Raw genomic sequence first — 13,342 nt, forward strand, 5'->3', positions numbered from 1 at the left:
CAGCTCCGCAGACTCCAAATCCTTCGGAACTGCTCTCGAATTTTTAAAATATCTTATGAAATATTCCTTCGTTTCAAAACAACCTTATCCGTATTGACGCGGTGCATAAAGACATTCAAAACCAGGCCGAATCCAAAATAAAGGCAGACGGCGGAAGAACCGCCGTAGCTGAAAAACGGCAGAGTCACACCCATGACGGGCAAAAGGTCCAGACACATCCCCAGATTGAAAACGGCCTGCGCCGCAATCATGCCGAAAAAGCCCATGCAAATGCTGCTGCCAAGAAGATCCGTCGTTTTGCGGGAAACCCTCAGCGTGTGCAGAAGGTAAATCAGAATCAGGAGCAGAATCGCCGCGCAGCCGATGAATCCAAGCTGTTCCCCGGCGACGGCAAAGATGAAATCGCTCTGCTGGACCGGAACCGCCGAGTGGTTGACCCGCGGACTCTGAAACAAACCGCGCCCCCACAGCCCGCCGCTTCCGATGGAAAGACGGCCTTGAATCTGCTGGTAAGCGTACTGCAAAGCCGCGTTCGGGTCGGAATCCAGCCGGTAAGTGATCAGCAGCCGCTCCTTCTGGTAATCCTTCACGACGTATTTCCACGCAAGCGGAAACGCAACCCCGATCGCGGCGAACAGCGCCGCAAAATACCGCAGCTGGATGCCCGCCCCGAACGCCATGGCGAGGAACATGCAGAAAAAGATGACCGCGCCTCCGTCGTCCCCCTGGTTGTGGACCAGAACGACAGGGATCATGGCGTGAAGAGCAAGCAGGACAACATGGAGCGGAGACTTGAGAAGCCCTCGCTCCTCCAAAGCGGAAAGGTGCTTGGAAAAAGTCAGGATAAATCCGATTTTGACCAGCTCGCTCGGCTGGAACGTCAGGCCGCCCGGCAGGGAGATCCACGCCTTGGCATTCACGCCCCCGCTGTTGACGACGGCGGACCCGAAAATCTGTGTATAGATAATTAAAAACAAACAAAATCCGGCAACCACATACCAGAAATTGCAGATTTCCCTGTAATCGATCAAAGAAAAAAGCACCGCTCCGATCAGACCGCCGACGACCGCCACCAGCATGGTGGTAAAATACCCCATGGTCCTTCCTTCGGGATTGGGAACAGTCCTCATCAGCAGCAGGCTGTAGGAGGAAATCAGCAGCATATAAAGCCAGTAAAGCTTGTCCGTCCGTCTGATGTAATTCGAGATAGATTTCAGTACACGCATTGTTTCTCCTCTTTAGAACATCCACATCTTACGATAGTTTATTATATGATACCTGGCACAAACTTGCAAGGCATCCGGAATAATAACCGCAAGGGATTTCCTATCCGCTCGAATTGTGTTATAATTTTGATCAAGATACATGATGTATGAGGAGAAATGCCAATGCTCACGGACATAGAAATTGCACAGCGGGTACAGCCGAAACCGATCCGGCAGATTGCGGAAGCCGTCGGAATTCGGGAAGAAGAGCTGGAGCCCTACGGAAGATTCAAGGCGAAGCTGAACGATTCCCTGTACCGAAGAATCTCGAACCGGAAAGACGGAAAACTGATTCTGGTGACTGCCATCAATCCCACTCCGGCCGGCGAGGGAAAAACGACGACCGCCATCGGCCTGGGCGACGCACTGAGAAGGATCGGAAAAAAGGCCGTCATCGCCCTGCGGGAACCTTCTCTCGGACCGGTTTTCGGAATCAAGGGCGGCGCCACGGGAGGCGGATACGCCCAGGTGATCCCAATGGAGGACATCAACCTCCATTTTACCGGGGATTTTCACGCGATCACCTCAGCCAACAATCTTCTCTGCGCAATGCTGGATAACCATATTCAGCAGGGAAACGCGCTAAATATTGATCCGCGCAGAGTTCTGATCCAACGCTGTATGGATATGAACGACCGCCAGCTTCGCGGCATTGTCTGCGGGCTTGGGGGAAAACAGAACGGCGTTCCGCGGGAAGACGGCTTCTGCATTACGGTCGCGACGGAGGTCATGGCGATTTTCTGTCTTACCAAAGACCTGAGCGATCTGAAGAAAAGGCTCGGAAGAATTCTGGTCGCCTACAGCACGGACGGCGAACCGGTTTACGCGCATCAGTTAAAAGCGGAAGGCGCCATGACGGCTTTGCTGAAGGATGCCGTTCAACCGAACCTGGTGCAAACGCTGGAAGGGACTCCCGCGCTGATCCACGGCGGACCGTTCGCGAATATCGCACACGGATGCAACTCCGTCCGTGCGACGCGCTATGCCCTGAAGCTGGCTGATTACTGCGTGACGGAAGCCGGCTTCGGTTCCGACCTCGGCGCGGAAAAATTTATGGACATCAACTGCCGTCTTGGCGGATTCAGGCCGGACGCGGCGGTCCTTGTTGCGACCGCGCGCGCCCTAAAATACAACGGCGGCGTGCCAAAAGCGGAAACCGGAAGGGAAAACCCGACCGCCCTGCGGGCGGGAATTGAAAATCTTGGCGCGCATATTGCCGGACTGAAAAAATACGGCGTGCCTATCGTGGTGGCGATCAACCGCTTTGAAAGCGACTCTGAGGAAGAGCTTGCCCTGATCGAACAATACTGCCATGAAAACGGAGCGGACTTTGCCCTTTCCGAAGTGTTTTCAAAAGGCGGCGAGGGCGGAACGGAACTGGCAAGGAAGGTCTGTGAGGCCGTGGACCGGAAGTCCGGCGTCCGGCTTCTCTATGCCGACGACGCCCCGATCTCGGAAAAAATTGAAACCGTGGCAAGAGAGATTTACGGCGCGGACGGGGTAACCTATTCGCAGCAGGCTCTTCGTTCGCTGGGGGAAATCGAATCGCTCGGCGGCAGTCAATTGCCCGTCTGCATTGCCAAGACGCAGTATTCCCTCTCGGACGATCCGAAGCTGCTCGGCAGGCCAAAGGGCTTTCGAATCGCCATCCGCGACGCAAAGCTGAACAGCGGGGCCGGGTTTGTCGTCGCGTACGCGGGCAATATCCTGACGATGCCGGGCCTGCCCTCCCATCCAGCCGCGGAGCAGATCGACGTGGATGAGAGCGGCAAAATCTCCGGACTGTTTTAAGACGTCCACGAAAGGTGATTCGATGCGGGAATATAGGACCTCCTCCCCGGAGGAAACCGAGGTGCTTGGGGAGCGGATCGCGGCTACCTTGAAAGGCGGAGAAGTCCTTGCGCTGTTCGGTGGCATGGGGATGGGAAAAACCGCCCTGACCCGCGGCATCGCCAGGGGACTTGGAATCCCAGAGGGCGTTTCCAGCCCGACGTTCGCCCTGGTCCACGAGTACCGGGGACGTCTGACCGTATATCATTTCGATATGTACCGCGTCACGAGTTGGGACGACCTTGCCTCCACCGGATTTTTTGACGATCTGGATACCGGCGCGGTCCTTGTGGTGGAATGGAGCGAAAACATTGAAAACGCGCTTCCTCCCGAATCGATCCGGATTCATCTCAGCCGGGGCGAAACGGAAAACGAACGCGTGATTGCCGTTGAGGGGATATGGGATGAAAATACTGGCGATTGATTCTTCAGCAATAACCGCCTCCGCCGCTTTGACGGAAGATGGAAAGATCCTGGGCGAATATTTTTTAAACACGGGACTGACACACAGCGAAACGCTGATGCCGATGATTGAAAGCGTCCTGCGCCGCGTCAAGGTCCGTCTTTCGGACATCGGACTGTTTGCCGTTTCGTCCGGACCCGGCTCTTTCACCGGGATCCGGATCGGAATCGCAAGCATCAAAGGACTGGCCATGCCGTTTCAGACACCCTGCGCGGGAGTTTCCACGCTCGAGGCCATCGCCCACAATCTGGAACATATTGACTGCCTGGTCTGCGCCGTCATGGACGCCCGGTGCGGGCAGGTTTACAACGCTCTTTTCCGCGCCCGGCAGGGCCGCCTCGAGAGGCTGACTCCCGACCGGGCCATCTCGATCAAAGACCTGGCGGAGGAATGCGGGACCATGGACGGACCGCTTTACCTTGCCGGCGACGGAGCGAAGCTCTGCGCGAAAGCGGAGCCTTTTCAAACAATCGGCGCCGTCCTGCCGCCGGAACCGCTGATTTACCAGAGGGCCTGGGGGGTGGCAAAAACCGCCGAACAAGCGGCTCGGGAACACCGGACGGTCTCCCCCGCTGCGTTGATGCCGTTCTATCTCCGCCCGGCACAGGCCGAGCGTTCCTTAAAAAAACAACTTGGAGGGAAACAAGAATGATTGCATTGGGAGCTGACCACGGGGGCTTCACTCTGAAAGAGGCCATCCGGCACTATCTCGACTCGGAAAAAATCGCATACCGGGATTTCGGCACATTCGATCAAAACTCGGTCGACTATCCGCCGATCGCCGCTCAGGTCGCCCATTTCATCGCGGACGGCAGCGCCGAGCTGGGAATCCTGTGCTGCGGCACGGGAATCGGCATGAGCATCGCCGCCAATAAAGTGAAAGGCATCCGCGCCGCCGTCTGCACCGACGCCTACTGCGCGGAAATCACACGCCACCACAACAACGCCAATATTCTCTGTCTGGGCGGCAGGGTCATCAGCGAAGATCAGGCGGTCGAATTTGCAAAGCTGTTTCTGAACACTTCGTTCGACGGCGGCCGCCATCAGCGCCGGGTTGATGAAATCTCTGACATCGAGCAGGGCAGGCTTTAAAGCAATTTAAATGGAGGACGTCAAAATGGAAAAACAGGTATTGATTATGGACCATCCGCTGATTCAGCACAAACTGACTTATCTGAGGGATAAAAACACAGGGTCCAAGGATTTCCGCCAGCTGGTCAGCGAAATCGCGATGCTCCTCTGCTATGAGGCGACACGCGATCTCCCACTGGAGGAAACAACCGTGGAAACCCCGGTCGCCACCGCCAAAACCAAAGTGATCGAAGGCCGAAAACTGGCTTTTGTCCCGATTCTGCGCGCCGGTCTGGGAATGGTGGACGGTGTGCTTCAGCTGGTTCCGGCGGCAAAGGTCGGCCATATCGGGCTGTACCGCGACCCCAAAACGCTGAAGCCCGTCGAATATTACAGCAAGCTCCCCTGCGACATAGACCAGCGCGACGTGATTGTTCTGGACCCGATGCTTGCGACCGGAGGTTCCTCCGTCGATGCGATTTCCATTATCAAACGCAGCAATCCGAAAAGCATCAAGTTCATGTGCATCATTGCCGCGCCGGAGGGAATCAAAGCCCTGACAAAGTCCCATCCAGACGTTCAGCTTTACTGCGCCGCGGTAGACGACCATCTGAATGAACACGGTTACATCGTTCCCGGGCTGGGCGACGCGGGAGACCGTATTTTCGGTACACTCTGAGCGGAGAAACCGCATCTTTTCAAAGCCGGACAGATTCTTTGCCGGCCGGCTTGGCAAGGAGTAAAAAATGTTTGAGTACTATCCGGAAGGCTGGATGATCGACACGCCTGAGAACCGCGCGGCAACACAAAGTATCTCCGCGGTCAACGACGTCTGCCGGGACGGTCGGATTCTGGAGGGACGCGCGATCGTTTTACGGCCGGAATGGATATCCGCGCGGTGATCAAATCCGCGGAAAGCAATCGGATCACTTTAAGCCACAAGGAGCTTCTGGGGAACTGGGAAGAAAATGCCGCCATGCTTTCCGCCGGGGAAACGGTCGCAGGGATCGTTCGTTCCGTGGAGCCCCCGAAATTTTTGTGGAGCTTACGCGCAAACCTCACCGGGCTTGCGAAAATAAAGGAGGATGTTTTCCCCGGCCAGCAAGCGAGCGTTTACATAAAAAGCATTCTCCCGGCCCGTATGAAAGTGAGTCTGGCGATCATTGATACATTCGACTTTTCATACCGGCCTTCCGCTCCGAAATACTTTTTCAGCGGGAAGCACATGGACCGCTTCGTCTATTCCCCTCCTGAAAGCGGAAAAGAGATCACGGTGGATTTTTAAGAGCCGCTTATCATGATTCGCGCATGCGGGACGGTAAGCCGTCCTCTTTTTCCGCTTCCTCCCATATGACAAAACACTGCAAAGAACGCCGCTGGAATTGAAATTCCGACGGCGTTCTTTCCGTACCCGGAGGAGAGGCGACGACTTTCTCATTCGTGTTTTTTTAATTTTAGCAAATTTTTACAGAATCATACTTGACAAAGTTTATCCAGAATGATATATTATAAATATCATAAAACAATTTGGAGGAAGCAATGTGCTAATTACACGGGAAACGGACTATGCCATACGAATTCTCCGCGCACTCGCCGGCGAAACGCAAATCACGACCGCCGAAATCTGCAAGAAAGAGTTGCTTCCGCAGCAGTTTGCGTATAAGATTCTGAAAAAACTGCAAAAGAGCGGGCTTGTCAGTGTCACCCGAGGAAAAGACGGAGGATGCCGCCTGATAGGAGATCTCCGAAAAGTAAGCCTCTACGATCTGATGGAGATTACGGATTCCGACAAATCCGTCAGCGCCTGCACCCAGCCCGGATTTCCCTGCGCGTGGCGTCAAAAATACGGCAAGCCGTGCAAGGTTCATCAGCATCTGCAGCGGCTGCAGGACAGGCTGGATCAGGAATTAAAGGCGGTTTTGCTTTCTGAAATCTTATCTGACTGCGATTGAGCAATTTAAAATCGCCTGAAATTTTTCAGGCATTAAAGTGGATAGACATTGTCAAGCATAGTTTCGGCCAATTTCCATCCGGAATTCAGCATCCAGACATGATCGGGGCTGAATTTCATAAAATACAACACAATCATGATTTAAGGAGGCAGTTGAATGTTTTTCAAAACTACGGAAGAACAGGAAGCATTTCGCGCAGAAATCCGCGAGTTCGCGGAGTCTGAAATCAAGCCCCTGACATCCGCTCTTGACGAGGAAAACCGGTTTCCGGCGGAGATTGTCCAAAAGATGGGCGAACTGGGATGGATGGGCGTCCCCTACCCCAAAGAATACGGCGGCATGGGACTTGACATCACCAGCTACGCCATCGCCGTGGAGGAGCTTTCCCGGGTTGACGGCGGTACCGGCGTCATCCTGTCGGCCCACGTTTCGCTCGGCTCCTGGCCGATCTTCGCCTATGGCACGGAAGAACAGAAACAAAAATATCTGGTTCCTCTGGCAAAAGGTGAAAAACTGGGCGCATTCGGCCTGACGGAATCAAATGCCGGGAGCGACGCCAGCGGGACGGAAACCATCGCGGTGCGCGACGGAGACGATTACATGCTCAACGGCGGAAAAATCTTTATCACCAACGCCGACATTGCCGACACCTACGTTGTCTTTGCCGTCACGACCCCCGACATCGGCTCGCACGGCATCAGCGCTTTCATTGTGGAGAAGGGCTGGAAAGGGTTCACGTTCGGCGAGCATTACAACAAAATGGGAATCCGCTCCTCCTCCACCGCCGAGCTGATTTTTAACGACGTCAGAGTTCCAAAGGAAAACCTTCTTGGGAAAGAAGGAGACGGATTTAAAATCGCCATGTCCACTCTGGACGGAGGCAGGATCGGAATTGCCTCCCAGGCGCTGGGCATCGCCCAGGGCGCCTATGAGAGCGCGCTGGACTACTCCAAGGACCGGATTCAGTTCGGGCGGCCGATCGCCCAGCAGCAAAGCATCGCCTTCAAGCTGGCGGACATGGCGACTAAGCTCCGCGCGGCGCGCTTCCTGGTGTACAGCGCGGCGGAGCTCAAGGAAAACCATGAGCCTTACGGGATGGAATCGGCGATGGCAAAGCAGTACGCTTCCGACAGCGCGCTGGAGATCGTCAACGACGCGCTTCAGATCTACGGCGGCAGCGGCTACATCAAGGGCATCGACGTGGAGCGCGCGTATCGCGACGCAAAGATCTGCACCATCTACGAAGGAACCAATGAAATCCAAAGAGTCGTCATCGCCTCCCATATCATCGGCCGGATGCCGAAGGAAGCCGCGACCGCAAAGCAGCACGGACCGGTCACCGGCGTTCGCAAGAAGATGATCTTCAAGGAAGGGACCGCGAAGGACCAGGTCAACGCTCTGGTCGAATCCCTGAAAGCGGACGGGTACGACTTTACGGTCGGGATCAACATCGATACGCCGATCGTCAAAGCGGAGCGCGTGGTCAGCGCCGGCCGCGGAATCGGAGACAAAAAGAACATGGAGCTCGTCAGGGCTCTCGCCGTTCAGGCCGGCGCCGCCGTCGGTTCTTCCCGCCCGGTTGCCGAGACCCTGCACTATGTGCCTTTAAACCGCTATGTCGGCATGTCCGGCCAGAAATTCAGCGGCAACCTTTATATCGCGTGCGGCATTTCAGGCGCCGGACAGCATCTGAAAGGCATCAAGGATGCGACGACCATCGTCGCGATCAACACGAATCCCAACGCGCCGATTTTCAAAAACTGCGATTACGGCATCGTCGGGGACGTCTTGGAAATCCTCCCGCTGCTGACGGCTGCGCTGGACAACGGAGAGGCGAAACAGCCGGCGCCTCCGATGAAGAAGATGAAGCGCGCCATGCCCAGGAAGATCAAGCACGACTGGAAGCATTATGTCTGCAACGGCTGCGGCTACGAGTACGACCCCGCTGTCGGAGATCCGGAGAGCGATATCCAGCCGGGCACGCTGTTCGAGGCGCTTCCCGAAGAATGGATCTGCCCGGAATGCGGCGAAGAAAAAGAGAATTTCATTGAAGCGTAGGTTCCTGTTTCAAGAAAAGATATGACTGCCGAATCGATTAAAGGGGGATTTGCATTATGTATAGTGTCAGACAGGTAACGGATGATTTGTACTGGGTCGGCGCCAATGACCATCGGCTTGCGCTCTTCGAGAACATCTTTCCCATCCCGGACGGCGTTTCGTATAACTCCTATCTGCTTCTCGATGAACAAACGGTTTTGTTCGATACGGTTGACTGGTCGGCATGCCGGCAGCTCCTGCAGAATGTGGAGCACGTCCTGAACGGCAGGCCGCTGAACTATCTGGTCATCAACCATATGGAGCCGGACCACGGCGCTTCCATCGAAGAAATACTTCTTCGTTACCCGAAAGTCAAAATCATCACCACGGAAAAGGCCGTCATGCTGATGCACCAGTTCGGGTTCCACGTGGACGGACACACGGAAACGGTCAAGGAAGGCGACACAAAATCCTTCGGCAAGCACACGGTCGCGTTTGTCGCCGCACCGATGGTGCACTGGCCGGAAGCCATGGTGACTTTCGACGCCACCAGCGGCGTTCTGTTCTCCGCGGACGCCTTCGGCTCCTTCAAGGCGCTGGACGGCAAGCTGTTCAGCGACGAGGTCAATTTCGACCGCGACTGGATTGACGAAGCCAGAAGGTACTTCACCAACATCGTCGGCAAATACGGCCCGTTTGTCCAGGCATTGCTGAAAAAGGCTTCCACAATCGAAATCAAAACCATTTGCCCGCTTCACGGCCTGATCTGGCGCTCGAATCTCGGCTATTTCCTGGACAAATACGACAAATGGAGCAGATATGAGCCGGAGGAAAAGGGCGTCATGATCGTCTACGCCTCCATGTACGGAAACACGGAGAGCGCGGTCGACGCGCTGGCCGGCAAAATCGTGGAAAAAGGCATGCCGAATGTCGTGATGTACGATGTCTCCAAAACCGACGTATCCTATCTGATCTCGGAAGCATTCCGCCTCAGCCACCTTGTTCTGGCGTCGGTTACGTACAATCTGGGCATTTATCCGCCAATGAAAAACTTTATGATGGACATGAAAGCATTAAATGTTCAGAATCGAACCGTCGCCATTGTTGAAAACGGTTCGTGGGCCTGCAAATCCGGCACGCTGATGCGCGAATTCCTGGAAAACGAAATGAAAGAGATCAACGTCTTGGACGACAAACTGACGCTCAACTCTTCCATGAACGAAGACAATCTTCCAGACCTGGATGCACTGGCCGAAAGCATCGTGCAATCCATGAAATAAGCTTCCAAAGAAAAGTGCCGTTTGCAAAACAGCCTCACTGAAAAGCAACACACAAAAATGCGTCTTGAGCCGGCCTTATTGCCGTTTCAAGACGCATTTCCTTATCTTGGGACTAATATTAAAATATAATGCAAATCATACAACGGCTCCTTACGTTTCTTCCGTGCCGCCTGGATGGTCCGGCTTGTTCCGAAGAGAAAAACCGCCCCCAAAAAGGGACGGTGTAATGCCTTATTCTGGGATCTTCAACTGTTCATCCCGGCTTGAATGGTATTCCTTGGCAGCGCCGATCAGTCCCTGAAACAGTGGATGCGGGCGGTTCGGGCGGGACCTGAGCTCCGGATGGAACTGGGACCCCACAAACCAGGGATGATCCGGCAGCTCCATCATCTCTACAATGCGGTCGTCGGGAGATCTTCCGCAAAAAACGACGCCCGCTTTTTCAAACCGCTCCCTGTAATCGTTGTTGACCTCAAAGCGGTGGCGGTGGCGTTCATAAATCAGAGGGGCGCCTCCGTACATCCGGTATGCTTTTGTGCCCTGCACCAGTTTGCAGGGATATTTTCCTAAACGCATGGTGCCGCCGAGCTGAACCACATCCTTCTGTTCCGGCATCAGATCGATGACATGATTGTTGCTCTGCGGATCGAATTCCGCGGAATTGGCGTCCGTCAAACCAAGAACAAAACGCGCGTATTCCACGAGGGCAAGCTGCATGCCAAGGCAAATGCCCAAAAACGGAATGCCGTTCACACGCGCATAATGAATCGCCGTAATTTTGCCCTCGATCCCTCTCTGCCCAAAACCGCCGGGAACCAGGACACCATCCACATCCGCAAGAATTTCCGAGACATTCTCCTCATTGATCGATTCGGAATCGACCCATTTGATGTCCACTTTCACTTTATTGCCGAATCCGCCGTGAGTCAGCGCTTCGGCGACGCTGAGATAAGCGTCGTGAAGCTCGATATACTTGCCGACCAGCGCGATCGTCACGCTGTCGGTCAGCGACATGGCCGTATTGACCATGGAAATCCATTCAGACAGGTCGGGACCCGGCGTGTCAAGGCCAAAGTGTTTGCAGACAATATCGTCCAGACGCTCTTCGCGCAGGGCAAGCGGAATCGAATATAAAAGAGGCAGGTCAAGGTTTTCAATCACGCAGTTTTCGGCAACATTGCAGAACAGGGCGATTTTTTTCCTGATTTCCGCCCCGATTTCCTTTTCGGACCGCAAAACGATAATGTCCGGCTGGATTCCGATGGAGAGCAGTTCCTTCACGCTGTGCTGGGTCGGTTTGGACTTATGTTCATGGGAACATGCAAGATAAGGAACCAGCGTAACGTGAATAAACAGGCAGTTGGAACGTCCGACTTCCGTGGCGAACTGGCGGATGGCTTCTAAAAACGGCTGGCTTTCAATATCCCCCACCGTTCCGCCGACCTCGATGATCGCTACGTCCACGTTTTCTTTTCCGGCGTAAATGCGGGATTTGATTTCGTTTGTGATGTGAGGGATAACCTGAACGGTTCCCCCGCCGTAATCGCCGTTGCGCTCCTTTTGGATCACGCTCCAGTAAACCCGCCCTGCCGTCACATTGCTGTTCTGGGTCAGATTTTCATCAATAAAACGCTCGTAATGCCCTAAGTCAAGGTCGGTTTCAGCGCCGTCGTCAGTAACAAAAACCTCGCCGTGCTGAAACGGATTCATGGTCCCCGGATCGACGTTCAAATAGGGATCAAACTTCTGCATCGTGATCCTGAGACCTCTGGATTTCAGCAGCCGCCCAAGGGACGCCGCCGTAATCCCCTTTCCCAAACCGGAAACCACGCCGCCTGTTACAAATACATATTTCGCTGACATATTGCCCTCCATCATCTATCTTTATTATTTCATTCTATTGCCGCATCAAACAATACAAAATGATATCGCCCACTGTTCAGCTTTTCAACGGGCGATAGAAATGAATTTATCAAATTAATGTACAACGGTGAACAGACTCCCAATCAGCGGCAGGGGTTCCCTTTTCCCCTGTGCTGCGTGAACCACCCCTATGATCATATAAGATACGATCAGACACCATCCCGTAAACGACAGCAGCCCGCCGATCGCCGTTCCCATCCAGGACAGGACCCCGATTCCGCCGAAAACAAAACCGAAAATTCCCTCTATCATTGCTTTCGCAATCGCCAGTGAGAACATAAGCGCAAATTCAAAAATACTGAGGATGATTCCCTGATTGACGTGAAAGACAACATTCCGGTTTTCACGGTCGGCCAACAGCCCTACAAGCCACAGAATTCCAATGTAGGAAAGGATGGCGAATGCTTTTTCGTCGCTGGGAGGCAAGGGGCCGGCCTTTGGATCCCTTCTCTGCCAATCCTGCGGCGCGCCCATGTAAGGGCCCCGGTAGGTTCGTCTCCAGTCATATCCGCCGCCGGGGTAAGGCTGCCCGCAGCCCGGCTGCCTTTGTTCGGTTGGTGCCTCATTTTGTTCGTTCTGATTCTTTTCATCCATAGCGGAACTGTTCACCCCTCATATTTGACGATTTCCGCTTTTTGAATGGTAACGGTTTCCGTGGGCTTGTCCTGACCGTCCGTGGAAACCGCGGCGATCTTGTCGACCGCATCCATGCCGTCGAAAACCTGGCCGAATACAGTGTACCCCTGTTCAACCACATTATAGTAACCGTCCAGCGCGGGATTTCCTCCGTATTTTGCGTAGGCATCCTTATATTCCTGCGTCACCTTGCTCATATCGACCCAATTTGTACCGTATTGGGAAAGAAACGCTTCCTGATTCTGCTGGTACGCCTCATAGGCTTTCTGATAATTATCCCAGCCGGAAAATGCGGAAGCGGGCGCCTGATTGATGAAAAACTGGCTGCCGTTCGTGTCTTTTCCGGAGTTCGCCATCGCCAAGGCTCCGCGAAAATTCAGCAGGTTGCCGTTAAATTCATCCGCGAATTTCTTGCCCCAAATGCTTTCTCCACCGGTTCCGTTGCCGTTCGGGTCGCCGGTTTGGATCATAAAGTTCTGAATCACTCTGTGGAATATAAGATTGTTGTAATAACCCTTTTGGACCAGCCCCTTGAAATTTTCGACGGCTTTCGGCGCGGCATCCGGAAACAACCGGATTCGGATGGTTCCCATGCTGGTTGTCAGGGCTGCGATTTCCTCGCCTTTCTGCGGGAGTTCCATCTGATAACCGATCTTTTTCCCGTCATCGGGGCGAAGGCGGTTATCCGAAGCGGAGGACGCATTTCCGGAACAAGCCGTTAAAAAAAGCAGTAAGGCACCGAGGCCGATTGATAAAATGCGATTTCTTTTTTCCATTATCATAAATCCTTCCGAAATCACTATCTTGTCTATTTTATAATAGAACCGGCGCAGAATCAAGTATAGAAAGAATTTTTTACAATTTAATAATTATTTTAAGACGTAT

At 53.9% G+C, this 13,342-nt stretch carries 14 protein-coding genes; 10 read left to right on the forward strand and 4 right to left on the reverse strand.

Annotated elements, in window-relative coordinates; translation table 11 throughout:
- Window positions 1–53: 53 nt before the first annotated feature.
- On the reverse strand, window positions 54–1,226 hold the full coding sequence (locus EQM14_RS08475) for an FtsW/RodA/SpoVE family cell cycle protein (protein WP_128742543.1): 1,173 nt from the start codon (window positions 1,224–1,226) through the stop codon (window positions 54–56).
- A gap of 162 nt (window positions 1,227–1,388) precedes the next feature.
- Here EQM14_RS08475 and EQM14_RS08480 point away from each other — a divergent pair, with 162 nt between their 5' ends.
- From EQM14_RS08480 to EQM14_RS08520, 10 genes are all read left to right on the forward strand, one after another.
- Window positions 1,389–3,056 carry a formate--tetrahydrofolate ligase gene (locus EQM14_RS08480; protein WP_128742544.1) on the forward strand — a complete coding sequence of 556 codons (1,668 nt, stop codon included), beginning with the start codon at window positions 1,389–1,391 and terminating at the stop codon, window positions 3,054–3,056.
- A gap of 22 nt (window positions 3,057–3,078) precedes the next feature.
- Window positions 3,079–3,519, forward strand: a complete 441-nt coding sequence (tsaE, locus tag EQM14_RS08485; protein ID WP_128742545.1) for a tRNA (adenosine(37)-N6)-threonylcarbamoyltransferase complex ATPase subunit type 1 TsaE — start codon at window positions 3,079–3,081, stop codon at window positions 3,517–3,519.
- Window positions 3,500–4,210, forward strand: a complete 711-nt coding sequence (gene tsaB / locus EQM14_RS08490; RefSeq protein ID WP_128742546.1) for a tRNA (adenosine(37)-N6)-threonylcarbamoyltransferase complex dimerization subunit type 1 TsaB — start codon at window positions 3,500–3,502, stop codon at window positions 4,208–4,210. Before tsaE ends, tsaB begins: the two co-directional genes overlap by 20 nt.
- Window positions 4,207–4,650, forward strand: a complete 444-nt coding sequence (gene rpiB, locus EQM14_RS08495; protein WP_128742547.1) for a ribose 5-phosphate isomerase B — start codon at window positions 4,207–4,209, stop codon at window positions 4,648–4,650. The genes tsaB and rpiB overlap by 4 nt, the downstream gene beginning before the upstream one ends.
- Before the next feature lie 25 nt (window positions 4,651–4,675).
- The gene (gene upp / locus EQM14_RS08500; RefSeq protein WP_128742548.1) at window positions 4,676–5,308 is read left to right on the forward strand and encodes a uracil phosphoribosyltransferase; all 633 of its coding nucleotides are present in this window, start codon (window positions 4,676–4,678) and stop codon (window positions 5,306–5,308) included.
- Between the two features lie 67 nt (window positions 5,309–5,375).
- On the forward strand, window positions 5,376–5,531 hold the full coding sequence (locus EQM14_RS16655; RefSeq protein WP_243112475.1) for a hypothetical protein: 156 nt from the start codon (window positions 5,376–5,378) through the stop codon (window positions 5,529–5,531).
- Complete coding sequence (locus tag EQM14_RS08505) at window positions 5,528–5,914, forward strand: hypothetical protein (protein WP_243112476.1); 387 nt, start codon at window positions 5,528–5,530, stop codon at window positions 5,912–5,914. Before EQM14_RS16655 ends, EQM14_RS08505 begins: the two co-directional genes overlap by 4 nt.
- A gap of 256 nt (window positions 5,915–6,170) precedes the next feature.
- On the forward strand, window positions 6,171–6,581 hold the full coding sequence (locus EQM14_RS08510; RefSeq protein WP_128742549.1) for an RrF2 family transcriptional regulator: 411 nt from the start codon (window positions 6,171–6,173) through the stop codon (window positions 6,579–6,581).
- 156 nt (window positions 6,582–6,737) lie between these two features.
- A complete protein-coding gene (locus tag EQM14_RS08515) occupies window positions 6,738–8,639 on the forward strand; it encodes an acyl-CoA dehydrogenase family protein (RefSeq protein ID WP_128742550.1) in 1,902 nt (633 codons plus the stop codon).
- Between the two features lie 56 nt (window positions 8,640–8,695).
- Window positions 8,696–9,898 carry an FprA family A-type flavoprotein gene (locus tag EQM14_RS08520; RefSeq protein WP_128742551.1) on the forward strand — a complete coding sequence of 401 codons (1,203 nt, stop codon included), beginning with the start codon at window positions 8,696–8,698 and terminating at the stop codon, window positions 9,896–9,898.
- A 231-nt stretch (window positions 9,899–10,129) separates the two neighbouring features.
- Here the strand turns inward: EQM14_RS08520 and EQM14_RS08525 are convergent, their stop codons facing one another.
- The 3 genes from EQM14_RS08525 to EQM14_RS08535 all read right to left on the reverse strand — a co-directional run bounded on the left by EQM14_RS08525 (window position 10,130) and on the right by EQM14_RS08535 (window position 13,233).
- Window positions 10,130–11,761, reverse strand: coding sequence for a CTP synthase (locus EQM14_RS08525; RefSeq protein ID WP_128742552.1), 1,632 nt, complete (start codon window positions 11,759–11,761; stop codon window positions 10,130–10,132).
- A gap of 114 nt (window positions 11,762–11,875) precedes the next feature.
- A complete protein-coding gene (locus tag EQM14_RS08530) occupies window positions 11,876–12,415 on the reverse strand; it encodes a DUF4870 domain-containing protein (RefSeq protein WP_128742553.1) in 540 nt (179 codons plus the stop codon).
- An 11-nt stretch (window positions 12,416–12,426) separates the two neighbouring features.
- Window positions 12,427–13,233 (reverse strand): peptidylprolyl isomerase, encoded by an 807-nt coding sequence (locus EQM14_RS08535; protein ID WP_128742554.1) that lies wholly within the window; start codon window positions 13,231–13,233, stop codon window positions 12,427–12,429.
- Window positions 13,234–13,342 lie beyond the last annotated feature (109 nt).

Source organism: Caproiciproducens sp. NJN-50 (genome assembly GCF_004103755.1).
Lineage (GTDB): Bacteria > Bacillota > Clostridia > Oscillospirales > Acutalibacteraceae > Caproicibacter.

What these genes read in the sequence shown, in the direction of transcription:
- EQM14_RS08515 (WP_128742550.1), top strand. Translation starts at nt 6,738, where the DNA reads ATGTTTTTCAAAACTACGGAAGAACAGGAAGCATTTCGCGCAGAAATC.
- tsaB (WP_128742546.1), top strand. Translation starts at nt 3,500, where the DNA reads ATGAAAATACTGGCGATTGATTCTTCAGCAATAACCGCCTCCGCCGCT.
- EQM14_RS08530 (WP_128742553.1), bottom strand. Translation starts at nt 12,415, where the DNA reads ATGGATGAAAAGAATCAGAACGAACAAAATGAGGCACCAACCGAACAA.
- EQM14_RS08480 (WP_128742544.1), top strand. Translation starts at nt 1,389, where the DNA reads ATGCTCACGGACATAGAAATTGCACAGCGGGTACAGCCGAAACCGATC.
- EQM14_RS16655 (WP_243112475.1), top strand. Translation starts at nt 5,376, where the DNA reads ATGTTTGAGTACTATCCGGAAGGCTGGATGATCGACACGCCTGAGAAC.
- EQM14_RS08475 (WP_128742543.1), bottom strand. Translation starts at nt 1,226, where the DNA reads ATGCGTGTACTGAAATCTATCTCGAATTACATCAGACGGACGGACAAG.
- rpiB (WP_128742547.1), top strand. Translation starts at nt 4,207, where the DNA reads ATGATTGCATTGGGAGCTGACCACGGGGGCTTCACTCTGAAAGAGGCC.
- EQM14_RS08520 (WP_128742551.1), top strand. Translation starts at nt 8,696, where the DNA reads ATGTATAGTGTCAGACAGGTAACGGATGATTTGTACTGGGTCGGCGCC.
- EQM14_RS08535 (WP_128742554.1), bottom strand. Translation starts at nt 13,233, where the DNA reads ATGGAAAAAAGAAATCGCATTTTATCAATCGGCCTCGGTGCCTTACTG.
- EQM14_RS08525 (WP_128742552.1), bottom strand. Translation starts at nt 11,761, where the DNA reads ATGTCAGCGAAATATGTATTTGTAACAGGCGGCGTGGTTTCCGGTTTG.
- tsaE (WP_128742545.1), top strand. Translation starts at nt 3,079, where the DNA reads ATGCGGGAATATAGGACCTCCTCCCCGGAGGAAACCGAGGTGCTTGGG.
- upp (WP_128742548.1), top strand. Translation starts at nt 4,676, where the DNA reads ATGGAAAAACAGGTATTGATTATGGACCATCCGCTGATTCAGCACAAA.